Consider the following 20,724-nt stretch of genomic DNA (forward strand, 5'->3'; position numbering starts at 1 on the left):
GCTTGCGTTTCGAAGCGGCGTCTTCGTCCGCCTTCGTAGGCTCTTGTGGCTTCGCAGGGCGCGGTCCGATGCGATTGCGCGCCAACGTGGGCGACTTGCCGAGGCGAGCACGCCCGCGTACTTGACGGTGTGAAAGCGCGGCGGCGGGACGCTGGCTGCGAGGCGGGCTCTGCCGGCGCTCGCGGCATTCACGCGCGCCTTCGTGAGGGTGCGGTCCGCGGAGCTGCGCCCCAGCGGCGCGCAGCTTCCCGAACCCGCCGCGCTGTGCCTGAGCTTGCCGTCGTTGCGCGCTCGCCGCCCTTGTGTCGGCCGCGCCAGCTACTGCTGCCGGACACAGCCGCTAACCGCGCGAAACTGCTCGGGATCGATTCTGCACTTTCGATTTGCACTGCCCGCATATCGGAGAGACATCGCCTGTCTGTGTCACACGGTGACAGAGCGTATGATCGCCATTCTGCAGGATCGTCCACGCGCACATTGGCAGATCCGAGACGACGATGTACTCCGTCGACAACATGCGGGCGTTCACGAAGCACTGCGTCGAGATCCACGCCACCCGGGATCCCTGAAGCGAGCTGCAGATCGCCGAGTTCACGCTATTCGGGGAGCCGGGTACGCCGGTCGCGCCGCCGTCGCCCGTGAGCGCCACCGGCAGGAGACCCTGGCGGGACTCTTCCGCGGGGGCGAAACGACGAAAACGGCTCAGCGCCTGGCCGTGGGCTATACGATCTTCGGCTCGTGTCGGATGCACGAAGTCAACCCGCTCGCGTGGGCGACAGACGTCATCGGCAAGCTGCAGGCGGGCTGGCCGCGCGACCGGCTGGACGAGTTGCTGCCCGACGCATGGGCGAGATCGTCGCGTCCTGCTCCGAGCGCCGGCGACGCCGACGCGGCCTGAACAACGCGAGCTTCGGCCGGCGACGCGGGCGGATGCCGCCTCGCCGGGCTCCCTTGCAAGTCCGCGCGCGCCCGCGCCGGGTCGTGGGCCGACGCCGCCCCGCGCCCAGCATCGTCGACCCCGGCGAGCGCCGCAAGGGGCCGTGCCCATGGCGATGGCCGGGCGCTTACGCCGCGTCGTGGTGCCATTCGTTTTCGATACCAGGCGAGGTGATTGCGCCGGGGCGAACCAATCGCCGGGGTTACGCCGCGAGCTCCTCAATTTCGGCTCGAACGGCGTGCGCCGCGAATCTGCTCGAGCGTTGGTGGCGTTCGCCTCTCGATTTCAGCGGAGGTACGGACTCAACGCCTCGAACCAAACATCGGCCATGCGGTTATACCCTGCCTGGTTCGGGTGGAGATTGTCGCCGAGGAGGGTCTGCCTGTAGTTCGTGTCGCTGGTGAACGCTGTGTACATGTCCACCAGCACGATGTGCTGCCCCATGCTGACGCGCGTCGAAACCAGGTCGGGCATGGCCGCGTTGTAGGCCATGATGGCGTTGTTCGTGGCGTCCGTTCTCGTCGGCACGATCTGCGCGAGCACCACGAGGATGTTCGGATCACGCATGAAAATCGAGTCGAGCAGCTTGCCCAGGCGATTCGGTGCGTCCGCACGGTTGATGTTACCGTTGATGTCGTTCGTTCCGATCATCAACGTAATGATGTTGGGCTGGTAATTCGGAATGCTGGTGCCCACGAGCTGCGCGATGCCGTTGCTGCCCTCGATCGTCCAGCCGCCGTGACCCTCGTGGTTCCTCGGGAACGTCACTCCGTCCACCGTGGGCACGCTGTAATCACTGGCGGAACCGACGAAGGTGATGTCGCGGTCCGCTTCGAGCGCGAGGTGGAACAGCGGGGCGCGGTAGCCGCCGGCGACGTTGAAACCCTGCGTGATTGAATCGCCGAAGGGCATGATCTTACAGGGGCCGCTCGCCGGGCAGGGCTGGAATGCCGGGCCGCCGCCCGCGCCAGCGCTGCCCCCTGCGGCACCTCCGTCGCCCGCGGTACCTCCGACACCGTCGGATCCGCCGCCCATGCCACCCGAGCCCGGTCCGCCGGCGCCCCCGGTGCCGCCGCCGGCCGTGCCTCCTGCACCGGCGTTCTCCGCGCCCCCGCTGGTCGCGCTCGAGCCGGAGCTGGCCGTGCTCGCGGTTCCGCCCGTCGTCGTGCCCGGCGAGTCGGCGCCGTCGCTGCACGCTGCGACGAGCAGCACCACACACGCGAGGACGGCGGAAGAAGAGAATTTTAGTCGGTGTACGTGCATGTGCTACGCATAGCACGATCGCGTGCTCCAGCGCGATTGTGAGGCGCAGCTTATCGAAGTTGCCGTCGTCGTTGAACGATTTCACCGCGAGTGGATGTGCGTCTGGACGGCGGCGCTCTTCGCAGCCACGCGGCGCCCCCGCCTTGGGAACCCATCCACGTGGCAACAGATTGTTGGCGATGATACGCGCCGGATAGGTCGCGAGCGCGAGTATCCGGTGAACAACTTTTGCGATGCCTTGACGCGAAGAAGCCTCAAGATGTGCTGGCAACATAGAGACTGCGCGATCCGCGTGATCGACCGTGACGCGAGGGAGAGGGACGGGGCCGCGCACTCCCAGAACGTGATTCAGCTTATGTCGGTACTGTTCCGGATGTCGAAGTGGTTTCACATGCAGCGGGTACTGCTCGGCAAGCTGGCCAGATAGCACCCGCTCAGTGAACTCGGCGAAGGTGGTGTCCCCGGATGAGCGGGGACGCGCCTCGCCCTTGCACAGCTGGTCGATCGCGAGCCGGACATCGCGGAGCGCGGTCCCCTCGCGCGCGGCAGCCTGCTCCAGCAGCGCCACGCCGACCACGATCTGCCCGGAGGCGAGCAGGCGCCCGGCGAGCTCGGCCAGCACTTGCCGCCGCGCGTTGGCTTCCTGCTCGGTCCGGCACGTCGGCAAGCTGAAGGTGCATCGACCGGCTTCGCCGATGCTGAGGCGTGCTGTCCACGTCTTGCCGCGCAGCCGCACGGAGCCGGAGCCGTTGGCGCGCTTGTCTCCTGATGCGCGGGCGATCAGCTTCGGGCGCTCCGTGCCCGGCGATGCCGCGTCGGGCGCTGCTGCCTCGGTTTGCGGCGAGGGGCGCCCGGCAGAGCGGCTCGGCCGCGTACGCCGGTCAGTCGATTCGGATGCGGGAGTGGACGCTGAAGGGATGGCAGGCGAGCGCTTGGCACGCGCCCGCCGCTGGGGTACGTCGGTCATGGATCGGTCTCCGTTGTCGCGGGGGTCGATCAAGGGCTCGCCCGGCGTTGAAAGTCGCGGTGCTATACTTGGCTCTGCCTATGCCATGCCGTGGCGACAAAATGTACTCCACAGCGGTCGCTTGGGTACGTTCGGATCTGCGCGTGCGCGCCCTCTCAGCCGCTCCCTCAGGAGCGACCACCGGCGGATTGTTGCGCTCGGCGACACTTGGGGGGGACCCTTGATGCGCTCGGCGCGTCCGTACTACCCGGTCCGATGGGTCGCTGGCCGGGGCTGAGCGACGTCGAGCAGCGCGAGCGCCGCTGCCGCGCCGCGTGCGAGGCTCTCCGGCGCGAGGTGCCCTGGACGCTGGCGGCCTGGCGTGCGCTGAAGGCCACGAAACGACCGATTCGGCCGGCACCGCCGAGGCACAGGCTCCGGGCGCTGTCGGTTTCTGTCGCGCCAACGCCGCCGGCATGCACCGAGCCCGAAGCGGCCTGACAAAACCGCTACAACGTTGCTTGCGCAGGCGCACGCGGGCCGCCTTGGCCGATGGGACGAGCCGTTCTCCTACTCAGCAAACCGAAGTGTCTCGAACCCACCCTCACCGCCGTAGCCGCCGCTGGCCCCTTGGCAGGACCACGTGCCGTCGCCGATCGCACCTCCTGGCGCCCCTCGGCCGGGTTTGCCTCCTTGCTCCGGAGGCCCCCCGTCGCCGCCCGGTCCAGCGTCAAAGGTCTCGATCACGGTATCACGCACCGTCAGCTTGGCGTGGAGTGCGACGATGCCGACGCTCGGGTGCCCGTTCTCGCCTCCGCGCCCGCCGCGCCCGCCACAGCCGCCGGCGCCGCCCGAGCCGCCGCCGGCCCCTCCCTTGGTGGCCACGCCGCACACGGCGAGGCCGCCCTTACGGCCGTGATCCTCCGCCGAGGCGTCCGCCGCCACGACACGCACGCCGAAGATCGTCGACGTCGCGGTCTCCTCCTCCTCCTGCTCTTCTGATTCTGAGATGACGCGCAGCGGGATCCCCACCGGCGGCGCGATGGTGGTCCACTGATTCGGCCCGTCGTACAACCCCTCATACGACAAATCGCGACCGTCGCACAGACGCCCGCCCCAGACGTCGACACCAGAGGGCAGCGTGACCGTCTCCTTGAACGTGCCACCGCACGCGTACACGCGTCGGGTTGGCACCTCGCCGTTGTCTCGCCCGTACGCGGCGAGCCCGATCGCGTGCTGCAAGGTCTTCACCGGAGCGTCCTTGGTTCCGGGATGGTTGTCGTCGCCCTGCTCGCTGACGAACACCCCGCATATGTCGAGCGCCGGCGCCGTGGCTGGGTGGCCATCACAAAGAGACTTTGGCGGTGACAGGCAGACGCGTTCGTCAGAGCAGCTATCGCCGTAGTAGCATCCGGAGAGACCGGCAGCGCCGAAGGTGGAGAGGGCCCCCAGCGCCAACAGCAGCCCCATTTATCGAAACATGCAGCCACAGTACTTACGCCGAGCGCGCGACGTCAACCGGGAGAAAACGCCGCAAAGCAGCGCTTCAAGCGAGAATTCACGAGCGGATGCCGGAAAGTGGCCATCCATCCGGTGTATCAGTGATCTTGTCGCCGACCGAAGTGGAATGTGGCACGTTGTACTACAATACCTGACCAAAGTGATCGCGGCCGTGCATTTTGCTGACCCCGAGGGGGTCGCTCAGACGTGCTACCAGCGTGGGCAACCCGTCGAGCCTCTCCAGCAGCTTCGAGCTCTTCCGGCACCTCGCGAGGCGCCTCGGCGTTCCGGCACGTCATGCCGATGACGTGGCGTAAGACGCGCTCCTGCGTGGGTTAGAAGCGGACCAGCGGATCGCCCCGGGCGGAGACCCGGCGGCGTACCTCGTCGCGATCGCGATGAACCAAGCGCGCGACCATGTACGGACCGCGCGCCTCGGCGTCGCTCCGAGCACCCTGCAATCCTCTCGCAGGCGCGGCGCTGGTCATGTTACCGTGAGCCTCATCAAATTGGGCACACTCGAATGCATGGACACCGGGGAGAGGATCGCGCTGCGATCCCGCATGCTTATCGGGCGCTCCGCCGCCTGCGATCTGCGGGTGGAGGATCCGCGCGTGTCGAGCGAGCACGCGGGCCTGGGGTGGACCGGCGCGGGCTGGGAAGTGCGCGATCTCGGGAGCAAGAACGGCACGTTCGTGGGCGAGCGCCGCCTCGCGGTCGGAGAGCGGACCCCGCTCCTGCCGGGCGATCTGCTCACGCTGGGCGCGCCTCGCCCGCCCGCGACCGCGTTCGTGCTCGCCGATGCCGAGGCCCCGGCGGCGAGCGCGCGGCAAGCGCAGACCGGCGTGGTGCGCGCGGCGTCGGCTGGGCTGATCGTGCTCCCGGACGACGAGAACCCCCGCGCGAGCGTCGTCGAGCAGCACGACGGGAGCTGGGCCGTCGAGGCCCAGGGCACCGCGAGGCTCGCGTCGGATCGCGAGACCGTCGTGGTCGACGGCGAGGCGTGGATCCTGGATCTGCCGCAGCGATCGAGCTCGACGGTGGAGGGCGGCGGCGGTGGCGCCCCGACGCTCTCGACGATCGCGCTGCGCTTTGCGGTGAGCCGGAACGAGGAGCGGGTCCACATCACCGTGGTGTGCCCGGACCGGGACATCGAGCTGCCGGCGCGCAGCCACCATTACCTGCTGGTGACGCTGGCGCGCGCGCGGCTGGCCGCTGCGGCGGAGCCGCCGGCGCAGCGTGGGTGGCTCGACCGCGACGAGCTCTGCCGGATGCTGGCGATTGATGAGCTGCGGCTCAACGTGGAAGTGTGTCGGGCGCGCAAGCAGTTCTCGGCGCTGGGGATCCAGGGGGCGGCGAGCATCGTGGATCGGCGGATGGGGACCGGGCGGATCCGGCTCGGGGTGGAGCGGGTCGATGTGCGACAGATGTAGTGGGAGGCCGCGGAGTGGCGGCGGCGGGTGAAATAGGGGCGAAATACCTAACGGGGCAGGAGGGACTCATACTTACCTCGTGCGAAGGCGCCTCGACTGACGAGCACGCTAGAACGACTCCCGCGAGCCGCTCAAGCGTGCCGGAGCCGGGCGGCCGGGAAGCACACATCATTCACGTTCGTGAACCCACTCACAGATGTCATTCGTGATGGAGGAGCTCCTATGGATTCGAAGCAAGTGTTGGGGACGTCGGCAGTGTGTGACTCGCTTGCAGCCAGCGGCGGCGTGGACAGCCAGCGGAAGCCGCCGCTCGTCGGGACCGGGGCGAGGGCGACGACTGGGAAGCCGGACGCGGTGAACCCTCAGCAGGAGCTCCCGTCGGATTGGCGCTTTACCATCTACCTGAACAGCCAGGCCAGTGGCACGATCCTGGCGCAGATGCTCACTCTGGGCGATAGTGCGGCCGATATCATAGTCACGCAGAAAGGCCACCAGGATGCGACCTGGGGTGGCACGCAGGAACTCTGGTACATCAACACCGCCGCGCTCAAATCGCTGTCGTCCCAGACCATGCAGGTCTGCATCACTGCAACGCCGGCGCTGCGGGTGATGAACAAAGTCGTGTCCCTCCCCCTGGACGAAGACACGACGTTCGCCTTCGGTGGTCTGAAGTTGGGGAAGCCCTCCAATCAATTCGGCATTGCCACGTACAACAGCAACGAAACCGCCACCTGGAAAAAATCCGGGCCGGACCCGTACCCTCCTCCTTCTAATACCAGTTACTATTTCATGGGGCCATCTACCAGCAACCGCACCTTGGGGTTGCGGTTCGTGGTGCCCAATAGCGGGTCGACGACCTTGACTGCAGTGCAGTGGTATGAGGTCTTCGCCGACCCCAGCGCCCCCGCGCCGCACAGCATCAACCCCGGCTCGTTGAGCGGAGTCGCGTACACGTTCAGCGCCGTTCCGCCGACGGGAGGCGTCGTCTGGTCCGCGGTATCGAAGCTCATCGCCCAGTGAAGCGAGCGCCTGGGGAGCCAGTCCTCGTCTCGTCATCGAGCGCGGCTCATCTGCCGGGATAGGACCAGGTGACCCGGACCCCGACGACGAGCCAGCGGGTCCCCGGCCGACTCCCGAAGCGGGAAGCGCTGCGGCTGGTGGCGATCGAGCTCCCCCAGGTACCGCCGCGGGTGACGCGGAAATCATCGTCCTCGGGCGGCACGGGATCCAGCCGCAGCCGGCCCTCCTCGACGAGCGGCCCGTCCTTCCTCCACCGGTTCATGCACCAGTTCCGCACGTTCCCGGCGAGCCCGCGGATACCGTAGGGACTCTCGTCGACGGGATACGCGCCTACCGCCACGGGGCCCGGCAGCCCTCGGTGGCTCTCCAGCGCGCAGGCGAAGGTCGCGTCCAGGTGGCTGCCCCAGGGTACGACACGTCCGTCGGCGCCGCGTGCGGCCTTTTCGCGCTCCAGCTCGTTCGGCAGACGCGCCGGGCGAGCGCGCCGTTTCCCGTGCCAATCGGCATAGAGCAACGCGGCGTTCCAGTCCATCAGCACCGCAGGAAGATCCGGCGCGGAGCCGTCCGGCAAGACGAACCTTCCTCCCGCGGACCTCTCGAAGATCGGCAGCGGCTCCTGCTTCTCCGCCGTGCCCGCTCCTCGCCGTGGAGCCACCTTCAGCGCCTCCGCCTCGCCCTGCGTCGCCATCACGTCGTTCACGAAGTCGAGATACTCACCGTCCGTCACCGGAAATCTGCCCATCACGAACCCGTCCACCCAGATCCGCCTCGCGGGCAAGCCGTCCGCCGCCTCCGCGTCGCCCCCGATCGAGCACCACCCGGCCGGCACATACACCTCGTCCGGCCCGAGCTCTCCTTCCCTCGGCAGCGGCACCGCGAAGGCCTCCGTCTCCCCAGGCGGCACGCCGTCCCAGTGCCCACCTCGCTCGACCAGCACCGGATAGCGCACCTCCGCCCGCCCCTCGGCGCGGATCACACACAGATAGCTCCCCTTGGGGATCACCTTCTCCTGGATGGGAGTCGGCCCGATCTCTCCCACCAGCACCGGCACGAGGTGCCTCTTCTCCTCCACATAGCGGTACAGCGCCACGCTCGCCCCCGGCGGATCCGTCACCAGGGTGAGCGCCCCTTCGCCGCGCAACAAGGCTCCATAGGCCCCCCGGTCGTGCGCTCGCAGCAAGGCCTCGAAGCGAATCACGTCCTCTCCGCGCGCCCCCCGCTCCGCCTCCAGCAGCCGCTCCTTGTAGTGCTCCGCCAGCGCCGCGTGCGCCTCCGGGAGATCCGGCTCCACGCTCAGCGCTCCGTGCATCCCTTCGAGCCACTCTGTCTCCAGCAAGGCCGCCTCGCGCCCGAGCCTCGCCGCCTCGTCCTCCCGCTCCCAGGCCGGCGCCTTCCGCTCCACCGCCTCGAAGGGCTTGACGCCCTCGAGCAGGCGCCGCGCTTCGGCCTCCAGCGCCGCCTGGCGCGCCCGCGTCGCGGCGATGCCGAGCCCCTTGGACTGCACGCGCTCCACCAGCGCGAGCGCCTGCTCGCGCCGCCGCGCCCCATCGAGCCACGCCACGACCTCGCGCGCGACCACCTCCGCATCCGGGTAGCGAGCATCGATCTCGCGCGCCATCGCCCTCTCGCAGATCGCCGCGAGCTCCGCCGGCACCGGCTTGCCCTCCGCCGCCGCGACGACCGGCGCGGGCGCTCTATCGAGCACCTGTTGCAATACATGAAGCGCGCCGCTCCCGCGGTACGGCGGGCGGCCGGTGAGCAGGTGATAGAGCACCGCGCCGAGCGCATACACATCGCTCGGCAAACCATGGAGCGCGCGCTGACCGCGCGCCTGCTCGGGCGGCATGTACGCCGGGGTTCCGAGCACGTCGCCGTGGCGCGTGAGCTGCTCGGACGACGCGTCCATCAGGAGCTCCGTGCCGGCGAGGTCTTCGGGCTCGGCCGCGTCGAGGCGGCGGCCGAGGCCCCAGTCCATCACCATCACCTCGCCGAGCTCGCCGGTCATGAGGTTGTCGGGCTTGAGATCGCGGTGAACGACGCCGCGGCGGTGCGCGTAGGCCACCGCCTGACAGACGCGCGCGAAGGCATCGACGAGGCGCCGGAAGGTCCAGCCCGAGGCCGTATCGCGGAAGCCCTCCGGCCCTGCGGCGGCGTGGACCTCGGCGATCACGTCGCCGATCGTGCGGCCGCGGACCTCGCGCATCGTGAACCAGAGGCGCCCGTCGTCGAGCCGGCCGCCGTCGTACACCGCGATGATCCCGGGGTGCTCGAGGCCCGCGGTGAGCTTGGTTTCGGCGAGGAAACGCGCCGCGATCCGCGCCCCGCCCGCGACGTCGGCGCGCAGGATCTTCATCGCCACCACGCGATCGAGCTCGGTGTCGAGCACGCGCCGCACCTCGCCGAAGCTCCCCGCGGCGAGGCGCCCCTGATCGCGGTAACGCGACGGCAAACGAGGCACGCCGAGCGGCGCGGCGTCACCGCTCGACTCCGGCGCCGCGGTCACGGTCGCGCTCCCCGCCGCCGCATCTCGCTCGTTCATCCCCGCTCCTCGCTTCGCGACGCCGTCCCCTTGAAGAGCGCCTCATCCAACATGTTACCATGGGGCAGAGGATCGTGGGCACGCTCGAACGCATGGACACCGGCGAGCGGATCTCGCTGCGATCGCGCGTCCTTTGAACGTCGAGGGGTGTCGGGCGCGCAAGCAGCTCTCGGCGCTGGGGATCGAGGGGGCGGCGAGCATCGTCGATCGGCGGATGGGGACGGGGAGGATCCGGCTCGGGGCGGAGCGGGTCGACGTGCGGCGGATGTAGCGACGGGCCGGCGGCGCGGCGACGGCGGTGGAAATAGGGGGAAATACCCGGCGGTGGTGAGGGGGCTTATACCTATCCTCGTCGAGAAGGCGTCTCGCCCGGGCCTGGCGGCCGGGAAACGCACCTCGATCACCTTCTCGAACCCAATCATGGCCGTCGTTCGTGACGGAGGAGCCCCTATGCACTCGAAGCGCGTGTACTGGTCGTCGGTACTGTGTATCTCGCTCGCAGCCTGCACCGGCGTGGACAGCCAACCCACGGACGAGGAAGCCGTCGACGAGGGCGCCCTCGCGTCGGTAGCCAATCTCATCACCAACGGGAGCTTCGAGCTGCAATACGAGCTGACGGCGGGCATCTACGGCGCCTGGCCGGCCAACGCGGACCTCTGGGCGCCCATCGGATACTACGGGGCGACCAACTCGCTCCCCGGCTGGACGGTGGGCGGTGACGGCGTCGACTGGCACGACTCGAGCTCCGGCCCGCGGGTCGGCGAGCCGTCCGCGGGCGATGGCGCCCGCACGGTCGATCTGAACAGTGCCGTCGGCCTGAATGCGGGCACGATCTCCCAGACGATCGCGACCACGCCCGGAGCCCCGTACGTGATGAAGTTCTCCTATTCGGCGCACCCGTACGGGGGGTGCGGCCCCGGGCCGAGGCCGATGCTGGCCAGCGCCGGCAGCGCGTCTCTCGTCGTCACGCCGGATCCCGTGAGCGAGGGGTACTCCGGCGGTATCAACGTCTGGCACAGCGCCAGTTTGCATTTCACGGCGACCAGCACGTCGACGACGATTTCGTTCGCGAGCCTCGTCGGCAACACCTGCGCAGGTCCCCTCGTGGACAAGGTCGTCGTCGAGGCGCTCCCGATCATCAACGTCGACACGACCGGCTGCAACACCAACGTCGCCATCAACAACGCCATCGGTCAGAGCTTCCGGGTCCCCGCGGCGACCAGCCTCGACCACTTCGACATCTGGATCAAGCCCGAGCTCTACTACACGACGGCGTACAACGTCGAGGTGTACGACAGCGAGGGGACGGGAGGCGTCAAGATCGCCACCTCGGCGTCCGTGTCCATGGGCTCGCAGACGGGCGGAGCGGCGTCCACCTGGTACAGCTTCGCCTTCGGCACGGGCGTCTCGCTTCAGGCGAACCATGCCTATACCTTCAAGCTGGTGAGGCTCTCGCAGTACTCGGGCGCCTTCTCGCATTGCGGGAACGTCTACGCGAGCGGGATCGAGTACTGGCTCGGCTACTCGGCTTCGTCTGGAAACGACATGTCCTTCCGGCTCTACGGGAACTGAATCCGCGAGCAGAATCCTCGACCAACGTATATCGTCGCCTCGCCCATCAACACCCCGTCCATCGCTACATCCGGCACCACCTCGTTCCCGAGCTCCGGCGGGATCGGTTGGTAGCCGGTGTACGTGACCCCGATGTTCTAATCTGCCCCCGGTGCAGTCAGAAGATGCGCGTGCTCGCGACGATCACCGAGCCCCCGGTGCACTTCTTCGTCGGGAGGGCGCAGAAGCGCCCATCCTCCTCGCAGGGGCGAAGCCGGGCCCCTTCGGACGAGCTCCCGCAGACTGTGGCGCGACCCCTTCGATGCGTACCGACACAGCCGCCTCGCTCCGCGTGTCGTAGCCCCTTCGTTCAAGCGTCCGCGGCGCCGAGCGCGCTACGGGGCGCATCGGCGTGCCGTGGGCACACGTGTCCGTCCGGGCTTTGGTCTGGCCCGGGAGGCGCGTCGCGAGACGCTATGCGGCGTCCCCGGGCGCCTTGCGGCGCACAACGGTGCTCTTCCAGTACGGCGGCCGCCGCGTGGACGCTGGGAGAGCGTGCTGGGACGTCGGTCGGCTCGCCGAGCGCGGAGAGGAAGCGGGCGATGTTCCTTGGCTCGGTCACCATGGCGACGAGCTTCATCCGCCCCTTGCAAGCTGGGCACTCGAGGACGTCGATCGCACATGTGCGGCGCAAGAACTCGGCCCACGGTCGATAGCCGCCACGCTTGCGTTTCGGAGCGGCGTCATCGTCCGCCTTCGTAGGCTCTTCTGGCTTCGCAGGGCGCGGTCCGATGCGCTTGCGCGCCAACGTGGGGCGCGCCTCCGCGACAGCCGCACCAGGCCGTCCTGCTGCGGCTCGACGCGCTCCTTTGCGATCGGCGGTCGCAGCACGTAACGCAGCAGCGCCTCCCTCGCCGCGGCATGGTGCGCACCGGCGCGCGTCGCTGCGTGCAAGGTGAAGCCATCGAGCGCAGCGCACAGCGGCTTGTCGTACGCGAGCTCGTCAAGCGCGCGCACGCGCGCAGCCTGGCCCTCACTCCGGAGTCTGCTCACGTCGCGGCCGGGTCCGTACCGGCATGTCGCTTCGGCTTCGCGGGTCACACGACCGAGGATCTGCGACACGTTGGAGGCGTGTCTCTCGCCCGACCCCGGCTCGAAGCGCCGATGAACAGCGCGCGGGTCACCGGAGGCGGGGACAGCTGCTCAACCGCCGGTGGCCTCGGGTAGAACGCACCCGCGCGTAGGTAAAAGAAGCCGGATCGCAGCGCGAAGAAGTGTAGCGCAGCAAACCGAAAGGGTGGGACCGCGAGCGTCGTGATGGCTCGGTCCTGGGTCGAAAGAGCGTGGTCCGGGCGGCGCCGAGCGCGCTGCGGGGGCGCGTCGGCGTGCCGTGGCACACGTGTCCGTCCGGGCGTTGGTCTGGCCCGGGGCTCACGCTCGGCGCGCCCCGCCCACCGGCGCCCGCGTTCGTGCTCGCCGACGGCGCGCCCCGACGGCGAGCGCCCGGCACGCGCGGACCGGCGTGGTGCGCGCGGCATCGGCGGGGCTCATCGTGCTCCCGGACGACGAAAACCCCCGGGCGAGCCTCGTCGAGGAGAGAGACGGGAGCTGGGCTGTCGAAGCCCAGGGCACAGCAAGGCTCGCCTCCGATCGCGAGCCCCTCGTCGTCGACGGCGAGGCGTGGATCCTCGATCTACCGCAGCGAACCAGCTCGACGGCGGAGGGCAGCTCGGACGCCCTCACGCTTTCGGCGATCGCGCTGCGCTTCGCGGTGACCCGGGACGAGGAGCGCGTCGATATCACCGTGGTGTGCCCGGACCGGGAGATCGAATTGCCAGCGCGCAGCCACCATTATTTATTGATGACGCTGGCGCGCGCGCGGCTGGCCGAGGCGGGGGCGCCGCCTGTGGAGCGCGGCTGGCTCGAGCGCAAGGAGCTTTGTCGAATGCTGGCGACCGATGAGCTGCGCATCAATGTGGATGTGTGTCGGGCGCGCAAGCAGTTTGCCGGGCTGGGGATTCAGGACGCGGCGAGCATCGTGGATCGGCGCGTGGGGACGGGGCGGATCCGGCTCGGGGTGGAGCGGGTGGACGTGCGACGGATGTAGGGGGAGGCCGCGTGGGCGGCGGCGGGTGAAATAGGGGCGAAATACCCATCGCGCGATGGTGGGGCCTATATCCATTGGCGGCGCCGATGCCAAACATCGGGGGAGCCGCCGAGCAGCCGCGCGGGATCGAGCCTGTTACCTATCTGTAGGGAACCGAGCGAAAGCTCCGGGGCTCCTATTCGCCAGCAACAGTCTTGGCTCCGCCGCACGCCCGGCACTCAGTCCAGAAGTCAACCAAGGAGAATGATCATGAACGAGAATAAAGGTATCTACCGTGTCACTGGCATTGCGGGGAGCGACATCGCCGGAGCGCCCCGCCTGCACTTCGATCTCCTCGTCGTCACCAGCACCGGCAAGGTGAGCGGCCACGTCGCGATCACGCAGGCGCTCCCGCTCCCCGGCGGGAACATCAGCGTCACCGTGACCGGTCAGGTGCGCGGGGCCGGCCTCGGCCCGATCACGCAGCTCGTGGTCCTCTCGGGCACCTATCTGCAACCGTTCCCTCCGCCGGCGATCGGCGAGGTCACGGAGCAGTTCAACGCCCACTTCGCCGTCGACGCCCACTGGCAAGGGCGCGGCGGCTTCACCTACGGCGGCCACGACGTCGATGACGTCCCGGTGCGCTCGGCGTAGCCCCGCCCTCGCGCCCCCGGAAGCCCCGCGACGGGGCTCGCAGTCACGAGGTCCTTTGACCGTAGCCGTGCCGATGACCGAGGTCACGGCGCCTCCATCCCAACCACTGTAACCTCGTCCACGTCGTGGTGTTCATGTAGCGACGACCCGAGGCACGCGCCTGCGGCGATCACCCGGTGGCCGCGGGCTGACGCGACCTCGCTACCCCCTCCCTGCCTCGAACTCTCTGACACCCCCTCTCGCAACCCCCGCGTCCCCCAGCAGTTCCGCCGTCGTCAGCGCCATCGCCTTGGCCGCCGCCTGCCAGCAACGAGCCGACCCGACCCACGTTGCGCAGGCGACTTCTCCTCGAGTGGTCGGCCGCCTGCTGCCGGTGCGCAGCCACCACTACCTGCTGGTGACGCTGGCGCGCGGTTGGCAGCGGCAGCGGAGCTACCTGCGGATCGCGGCTGGCTCGAGCGGGACGAGCTGTGCCGGATGCTGGCGATCGATGAGCTGCGCCTCAACGTGGAGGAGTGCCGGGCGCGCAAGCAGTTCGTGGCGCTGGGGATCCAGGGGGCGGCGAGCATCGTGGATCGGCGGGTGGGGACCGGGAGGATCCGGCTCGGGGTGGAGCGGGTCGATGTGCGACGGATGTAGCGGCGAGGCGCGCTGGCGGGTGAAATAGGGCGGAAATACCCGACGGGAGAGAGAGGGCTTATACCTGTCCTCGTCGTGAGGACGTCTCGCCCGGGCCGGGCGGCCGGGAAACGCACCTCACTCACCTGAGGTAGGCTTCGAGCTCCTTCTTCGCGTGCTTGGGTATCCGGACGGCGATGGCGCCGTCGTCGATGGCCCCGTACAGTGTCTCCACGTTGTCGCGCACGATGTCGTAGAGCGTCGTCTTCTCGGGGCGACGGCGCTCGTAGACGACGCCCGTGGTGCAAGCCGCGCTGGCCACACGGCGCCGACACCGCACGCCGCACGCCACGCGGTGAGGGCGCGTTTTCGCCGCGAATTTCGACAACGGCCCGCGCCATGATCTCCAGCGCCTGACCCGTTCGACGAGCGCCGTCGAGCCAGGCGGCCACCTCGCGCGCGAGCGCCTCGGCGTCCGGATAACGCGCGCTCATCTCCCGCTGCATCGCCTTGTCGCAGATCGCCGCGAGCTCCGCGGGGACCAGCTTGGCCCTCGCCGCCAGGGCGATCGGCAAAGGGGGCCCGGCGAGCACCTGCCGGAGCACGACCAGAGCGCTTCCGCCCTCGTACGGGGATCGCCCGGTGAGCAGGCAATACAGCACCGCTCCGAGCGCATAGACGTCGCTCGGCAAGCCGTGCAGCTCGCGCTGTCCGCGAGCCTGCTCCGGCGGCATGTACGCCGGCGTTCCCAGCACGTCGCCATGCCGGGTGAGCTGCGAGTTCGCTTCGTCCGCCAAGGGCTCCGCCGTCCCCTCGTCCCGCACGTCGCGCGCACCCACGCGCCGGCCGAGGCCCCAGTCCATCACCAGCGCCTCGCCCAGCTCGCCGACCATGAGGTTGTCGGGCTTGAGATCACGGTGGACGATGCCGCGGCGGTGCGCGTAGGCCACCGCCTGGCAGACGCGCGCGAAGGCGTCGACGAGGCGGCGGAAGGTCCAGCCCGAGGCCGCCTCCCGGAAGCCCTCTGGCCCCGCAGCGGCGTGGACTTCGTCGATGACGTCGCCGAGCGTGCGGCCGCGGACCTCGCGCATCGTGAACCAGAGGCGACCGTCCTCGAGCCGGCCGCCGTCGTGGACCGCGACGATGCCGGGGTGCTCGAGGCCCCCCGTGAGCTTGGTCTCGGCGAGGAAGCGCACCTGGATCTGCTCGGCGTGGGCGACGTCGGCGCGGAGCAGCTTCATCGCCACGACGCGATCGAGCTCGAGGTCGTGGACGCGTCGGATCTCGCCGAAGCCACCCGCGGCGATGCGACCCTCGTCGCGGTAGCGCGCTGGCAGACGCGGCACGCCGAGCGGAGCCGCGTCGACGGACGCCTCGGGGGCCGCGGTCACGGTCTCGCTCCACGCCTCTGTACCGAGATCGATCATCCTGCGTTCCTCCGGTCCCGGTCTGCGGGCGGCGCTCCTGGGGGGCGCAGCGTCGGTCAGGGTAACGTGAGAACAACCAAGTTGGGCACGCTCGATCGCATGCTGGGGTGGATGGACGCGGTCTGGGCGGCGAGCATCGTGGATCGGCGGATGGGGACCGGGAGGATCCGGCTCGGGGTGGAGCGGGTCGACGTGCGACGGATGTAGTGGCGCGGCGGCGGCGCGGCGACTGCGGTTGAAATAGGGGCGAAATACCGGTCGAGCGAGATGGGGCTTATACCTGTTCACGGCTACGGCACAAACGTCGCAGCAGCCCGAAAGGCAACCGCACCATGAACACTCTCGCTGACAAGAAGGTCACCAAGGCCATGATCACCGGCATCAAGGGCTCTTCGGCGACGACGCTGCCCCGGACTTCGTCGAAGGGGAGCGCCGATGCCGGCGTGTTCGACGCCGTGGTCGGCGCCGATGAAGCCGCGTTGAACGCCACGGTGGCCGCGTTCTACGCCACGTGTCGAAGTCTCTTCACCCAGACGTTCACCGTCAACCAAGAGGGCATCACCACCGTGGTGGTGGACTTTCAAGCCGCGCCGACGGTCGCTCTCGCGCCGACGGACAGCTTCGTCGAACACGCGCGCAGCTTCGTCAAGGGACGCATGGGAGACTCGGAGCTGGACCACGCGATCCGCTTCATGACGAACGGTTCGATCACCGCGACCTGCGCCACGGTGGTCTGCACGATCAACGGGGGTGCGGCGCCGGTGATCGTACCGGCGTCGACGGTGTGCGGCGCGGCAGTCAACATTCAACCCGTGGCTGGCCAGAGCGGGTACAGCCTCGGGCTCGCGCTCTCGGGCCTGATGATGTCGGTTCAGGGCGAGCCGATCCTCTCGTCTCTGCTGAACACGCTCATCGCGCCGCTGCTGCTCACGTACCTCAACACGTCGATCCTCGGCAACATCACGATCCCGGCGCTTGCGCTCGAGGGCGTGACCTTCGCCGCGCCCGTGGTCGCGGACGAGACCGCGGGGAGCGAGAACTACCTCGTCGGCTATACGGGCCTCAACCCGGTGGTCGCGCCGGCCTCCGGAACGGCGTGGCCCGCAGGGACGATGTTCGCCGGCGTGGACGCCGCCGCGCTGAACGCGGTGGCGAGCGCGGTCCTGCCGAGCCCCACCGGACAGGGAGGCATCGACGACCCCAACCTTGACTGGAACTATCAGCTCGGATTCACCCCCAGCTTTCAACCGCAGCCGGGAGCGGGCAGCGCCATCACCGCGACGATGGCGATCAACGGCAGCGCGAGCATCACTTGGCACACGCCGAACGGGCTGCCGAACATCAGCTTCGGCGCGACGATCTCCGGCTCGGCGACGGCGACAGCGTCGATCAACGCCGCACAGGACGGAGCCAACCAGAACATCTCGATTACCATCAATAGCGTCGACAACGTCGATCTTCAGCTCGACATCAACGGGCTACCTGACTTCCTGAATTCATTGCTGAGCGTCATCACCGACGCGATCATCGGTCCGGCCGCCTCCCTGGCGGCGAGCGTTCTCAGCGGCTTTCCGATCCACGTGTACACCCTGTCACCCATCTCGTTTCAGTTCGCCAATCTGCCCACCTGCCAGCTCGTGCTGCAAGCTCTCCAGCTCTCGCAGATCACGGGAGCGGATGGGGTGTCGCTGGTGGCGGTGACGGCGACTCCGGCGTTCGAGCTCGCGTCGAGCACGTTGGCGCCCAGATAGCTTCGTGTCGCGCGCCGTCGCTCGCCCGCCGTCCTGCCGAGGGGGACTGCGGAGCGAGGACGCCGCTCCACGGCTTATCGCCCACTCCATAGCGACAAGGCGGTTCTCGTGCAAAAAACAAGCTTCGCCCCCGCGGCGCTGGTGCAACGGTTCAAGCCGCTCTACCGGTTCCACTCCGAGGAGATGTGGTATCCGTGTCATCCAGCCGATCAGCTCCGGTGCGCGAACCTCGTCTCGACCGTCGATGGGTCGATCGTAATTCCCGCGCTGGGGCGGTCCGAGGGCTCGCCCGCCGACCAGTTGCTGTGCACGCAGCTCGGCTTGCAGCAGCTGGCCGCGCGCGGGATCGCTCTGGACCCGGCGACGGTCGCGGCGCTCCAGTGGAGCGGCACGCGCTCTCCCCACTACGGTGCGCTCTGCCCCTCGGCGACCTTCGTCATCCAGCGGGCCGATGACCAGTTCATGCCGCCGTGCGGCTGGATTGACAGCGCGAACTTCCAACCGCCGCTCGCGACATGGTTTCACCGCGGCGCGCCGAACAACCCGCGAAACTGGCTCGGCGGTGACCCGTCCACCTATGCAGCGGAGATGGTCAATCCGCCGCAGGGGGCGTCGCGCGGCGCCTAGCAGGAGCCGATATCGATTGCCTGGGTGCAGCGGCACTCGGTCGCCGGCGTCGACTACGTGGACGTGATCTACACGATCATGCTCGCGTGGAACGGCAGCATCAGCCTGCTGCCCGGACAGGGCGAGCACCCCAACGACGTCGAGACGACTATCGTCCGTTTCAACGCGGCCGACCTCGACCACCCGGTGCGCTACATGTTCCAGCAGCACGGCGGCTTCTCCTGGGGCGCGAAAGGGCATACCCCAGCGTCGACAGAGACCGCACCGAATCCGCGCCGGCCCAATCCACAAGGGAACGCCGACGCGGCGATACCCGCCGATCCCACGTCGAGCGGCGAGCCCAAGCATCACCCCGACGGTGCGCTGGTCAGCGTGCCCCACTCTTGATACGACGCACATACAAACCCCGTCGGAGTATCCAATCCACTCCGGGACGTCGAGTTTGTCGTCAGACAACAAAGGAGTCGCCCCCATGTCAATTATGACAATTAACGGAATCTGCTCTAGCCTGTTTGCAGCCGCCTATGCAATGTCTACCACAGTAGACAACACCACAGGGGCGGGCGATTGGCGTTACTTAGGTCACATTTCGAAGCTTTGTCTCAAGCAGGCAATGCCCGATGACGCGTTGGATTTGTTTATACGATGGGCGGTACAAATCAACCCTAACGAAGATATTGGGCAATGGATTGACCATATTCAAAGTAATTGCAGCCAAGTTCAAGGTAAAACAACTCTGGAAAAATTGAATGGCGTGCTCAAAGGCTTCACGGATCTCGGTGGTGGTGAACATAATTGTGACCAGTGGTCCGTGTTGAGGGATTTTTCGAGTAACCTGTCGAGCGGGACGGCGTCAATGCCACCGGTACCTGTCAATACGCCACCAGATCTGTCTATTTTCAATCTGGACTCCGCGACCGCCGCGATCATGGGATACATCAACTATGTTGCGGGAACGGCCGCGGGCGGCAGTCAAACTGGCGCTGGCGACTGGTCGGCGTTTCAATCGTGCGCAGCGTCCGGATTGGCTCAAAACAGCGCCGACGCATCGCTTGACGCCTTCCTGGCGCAGGTGAAAGGTCTCACGCCCAACGAAGATGCTGGGCAGTGGACTGACCAAATTCAGGCTCATTGTGCGCAAGGCGCAGGCGGAACAACTCAGCAAAAATTTAACGGGATCATGGTAGGGCTAGCGGGATTGGGTACGGGCGCACATAATCTTAGTCAATGGGCTTTGCTACGCAGTTTTGCATCGGCGATACAGCAATTGCATTTTAATGTATTGATGCCTACTGACCGGAACATCGAGATGAATGACGTGGAATCGGCCTTCAGACGGTTGAGCACGGCATATTCGCGTTGCTACTATAGCATTGATACTGGGCCGGTAGCGGTGATCGCAGATGTGGCATCCCATTTCAAGGGAATATCTTCTTATGGAGGCAAGCTGATATTTACCCATAGCAATGTTGGCACAGAGGGGGGCGTTGGCAAACGAATCGTTGCCTATGAACCTATCTTCGCCCAAGATATCGCTGCTGCGGATCCGCAGGACACGGAGCCTAATAACCTCCAGCACCCGTGTTCCTCGCAGGCCTGCGGACAATACATGGCGATGGGGATTCAAACGTCAGAGGGAGACACGACAGACTCGCAAATTCAAATTCAAGATTTGTCTCAGATTGTCTTCAATGGCCTCATTAAAGACATTGGAAGTATTCCCTGGCCAGACGGCATCAATGGTGTCGCATTGACCAAAGAACATGGTCCCGACGGGAAATATATCTTGGCTGGAATTCAAGGCAATACGCTTCAGTTCTATTCGTCCGCGGGTCCTGACATGGTCGATGCGAGTGGGAATCTCACCGTTTTTACAAAAGTCTGGGGAACCTCTGTCTTTGGTGAAAGTGGCTGTGGACTGGCGCTAATTACGCAGGCCGATGGCAAATTATATCTCGTCACAATCGATGGTGACATCGACGGCACGAAAATGAACCATGTCTCACTGTACTGCGTGGAGCGAGATGGCAATCAAATAATAAATGGCGTGAGCGCGATGCTGAGCCGGATCGACCTGAGTGGCTTCGTCGATACGAGTGCGCCTGTTGATGAACTGATGAGCGCAGTTAGTTTGATTCCCGGGGGGGCTGTCCTCGCGCACTTGGGCGCGCCAATCCTGAATACATCATTCAGGTGGGGTAAGGGCCTCGAGGTCACCTCGCCAGACTCTTTCCGAGTGTTTGGCTCCGACCGAAATTCGATTCCATTGTCGCAAATTAGCAGCGGTACGTTCATTGGTTGGACAAAAGATTTTTCTGTATGCGTCTGGGAGTCAAATCTGCCGAGCTAGGCAGAAAACAGGACCGTTCAGT

The 20,724-nt window shown here is 67.2% G+C and carries 17 protein-coding genes and 3 pseudogenes; 15 read left to right on the forward strand and 5 right to left on the reverse strand.

All coding sequences use genetic code 11. The annotated features are described in order from the left end of the window. Positions 1 to 694: 694 nt before the first annotated feature. Positions 695 to 898, forward strand: a pseudogene (locus WMF43_RS06405) (transposase domain-containing protein); the annotation flags it as partial. 324 nt (positions 899 to 1,222) lie between these two features. On the opposite strand, the gene WMF43_RS06410 reads toward WMF43_RS06405, so the two are convergent. Next, complete coding sequence (locus tag WMF43_RS06410; protein WP_437678259.1) at positions 1,223 to 2,200, reverse strand: SGNH/GDSL hydrolase family protein; 978 nt, start codon at positions 2,198 to 2,200, stop codon at positions 1,223 to 1,225. Positions 2,201 to 2,222: 22 nt separating this feature from the next. Between WMF43_RS06410 and WMF43_RS06415 the strand changes: the two genes are divergently transcribed. Further along, a complete protein-coding gene (locus tag WMF43_RS06415; protein ID WP_437678261.1) occupies positions 2,223 to 2,627 on the forward strand; it encodes a hypothetical protein in 405 nt (134 codons plus the stop codon). Between the two features lie 1,089 nt (positions 2,628 to 3,716). Here WMF43_RS06415 and WMF43_RS06420 read toward each other — a convergent pair. Next, complete coding sequence (locus WMF43_RS06420; protein WP_437678263.1) at positions 3,717 to 4,616, reverse strand: hypothetical protein; 900 nt, start codon at positions 4,614 to 4,616, stop codon at positions 3,717 to 3,719. Between the two features lie 248 nt (positions 4,617 to 4,864). Between WMF43_RS06420 and WMF43_RS06425 the strand changes: the two are divergent. The 3 genes and pseudogenes from WMF43_RS06425 to WMF43_RS06435 all read left to right on the forward strand — a co-directional run. Beyond that, positions 4,865 to 5,080, forward strand: a pseudogene (locus WMF43_RS06425) (sigma factor); the annotation flags it as partial. Positions 5,081 to 5,173: 93 nt separating this feature from the next. Beyond that, entirely contained in the window at positions 5,174 to 6,079 is a 906-nt protein-coding gene (locus WMF43_RS06430) for an FHA domain-containing protein (RefSeq protein WP_437683958.1), read from the forward strand. Positions 6,080 to 6,301: 222 nt separating this feature from the next. Then, a complete protein-coding gene (locus WMF43_RS06435; RefSeq protein ID WP_437678265.1) occupies positions 6,302 to 7,099 on the forward strand; it encodes a hypothetical protein in 798 nt (265 codons plus the stop codon). Between the two features lie 46 nt (positions 7,100 to 7,145). Here the strand turns inward: WMF43_RS06435 and WMF43_RS06440 are convergent, their stop codons facing one another. Next, positions 7,146 to 9,638, reverse strand: coding sequence for a protein kinase domain-containing protein (locus WMF43_RS06440; RefSeq protein WP_437678267.1), 2,493 nt, complete (start codon positions 9,636 to 9,638; stop codon positions 7,146 to 7,148). A 133-nt stretch (positions 9,639 to 9,771) separates the two neighbouring features. Between WMF43_RS06440 and WMF43_RS06445 the strand changes: the two genes are divergently transcribed. From WMF43_RS06445 to WMF43_RS06465, 5 genes are all read left to right on the forward strand, one after another. Then, entirely contained in the window at positions 9,772 to 9,909 is a 138-nt protein-coding gene (locus WMF43_RS06445; protein ID WP_437678269.1) for a hypothetical protein, read from the forward strand. A gap of 179 nt (positions 9,910 to 10,088) precedes the next feature. Further along, positions 10,089 to 11,210 carry a DUF642 domain-containing protein gene (locus WMF43_RS06450; protein WP_437678270.1) on the forward strand — a complete coding sequence of 374 codons (1,122 nt, stop codon included), beginning with the start codon at positions 10,089 to 10,091 and terminating at the stop codon, positions 11,208 to 11,210. A gap of 1,504 nt (positions 11,211 to 12,714) precedes the next feature. Further along, positions 12,715 to 13,296 (forward strand): hypothetical protein, encoded by a 582-nt coding sequence (locus WMF43_RS06455; protein ID WP_437678271.1) that lies wholly within the window; start codon positions 12,715 to 12,717, stop codon positions 13,294 to 13,296. Between the two features lie 249 nt (positions 13,297 to 13,545). Beyond that, positions 13,546 to 13,929 carry a DUF1842 domain-containing protein gene (locus WMF43_RS06460; protein WP_437678272.1) on the forward strand — a complete coding sequence of 128 codons (384 nt, stop codon included), beginning with the start codon at positions 13,546 to 13,548 and terminating at the stop codon, positions 13,927 to 13,929. Positions 13,930 to 14,406: 477 nt separating this feature from the next. After that, the gene (locus tag WMF43_RS06465; protein ID WP_437684282.1) at positions 14,407 to 14,568 is read left to right on the forward strand and encodes a hypothetical protein; all 162 of its coding nucleotides are present in this window, start codon (positions 14,407 to 14,409) and stop codon (positions 14,566 to 14,568) included. Positions 14,569 to 14,689: 121 nt separating this feature from the next. Here WMF43_RS06465 and WMF43_RS06470 read toward each other — a convergent pair whose 3' ends face one another. Together WMF43_RS06470 and WMF43_RS06475 are read right to left on the reverse strand one after the other, a co-directional pair. Next, entirely contained in the window at positions 14,690 to 14,869 is a 180-nt protein-coding gene (locus WMF43_RS06470) for a hypothetical protein (RefSeq protein ID WP_437684283.1), read from the reverse strand. Positions 14,870 to 15,086: 217 nt separating this feature from the next. Further along, positions 15,087 to 15,974 (reverse strand): annotated as a pseudogene (locus WMF43_RS06475) (serine/threonine-protein kinase); the annotation flags it as partial. Between the two features lie 66 nt (positions 15,975 to 16,040). Here WMF43_RS06475 and WMF43_RS06480 point away from each other — a divergent pair. The 5 genes from WMF43_RS06480 to WMF43_RS06500 all read left to right on the forward strand — a co-directional run bounded on the left by WMF43_RS06480 (position 16,041) and on the right by WMF43_RS06500 (position 20,702). Further along, positions 16,041 to 16,181, forward strand: coding sequence for a hypothetical protein (locus WMF43_RS06480; RefSeq protein ID WP_437678273.1), 141 nt, complete (start codon positions 16,041 to 16,043; stop codon positions 16,179 to 16,181). 125 nt (positions 16,182 to 16,306) lie between these two features. Next, complete coding sequence (locus tag WMF43_RS06485) at positions 16,307 to 17,725, forward strand: hypothetical protein (protein WP_437678275.1); 1,419 nt, start codon at positions 16,307 to 16,309, stop codon at positions 17,723 to 17,725. Positions 17,726 to 17,833: 108 nt separating this feature from the next. Further along, positions 17,834 to 18,352, forward strand: a complete 519-nt coding sequence (locus WMF43_RS06490) for a hypothetical protein (RefSeq protein ID WP_437678277.1) — start codon at positions 17,834 to 17,836, stop codon at positions 18,350 to 18,352. A 24-nt stretch (positions 18,353 to 18,376) separates the two neighbouring features. Further along, entirely contained in the window at positions 18,377 to 18,739 is a 363-nt protein-coding gene (locus WMF43_RS06495; protein WP_437678278.1) for a hypothetical protein, read from the forward strand. A gap of 85 nt (positions 18,740 to 18,824) precedes the next feature. Beyond that, complete coding sequence (locus WMF43_RS06500; protein WP_437678280.1) at positions 18,825 to 20,702, forward strand: hypothetical protein; 1,878 nt, start codon at positions 18,825 to 18,827, stop codon at positions 20,700 to 20,702. Positions 20,703 to 20,724 lie beyond the last annotated feature (22 nt).

This window comes from Sorangium sp. So ce131 (assembly GCF_051519095.1).
Taxonomy (GTDB): domain Bacteria; phylum Myxococcota_A; class Polyangia; order Polyangiales; family Polyangiaceae; genus Sorangium.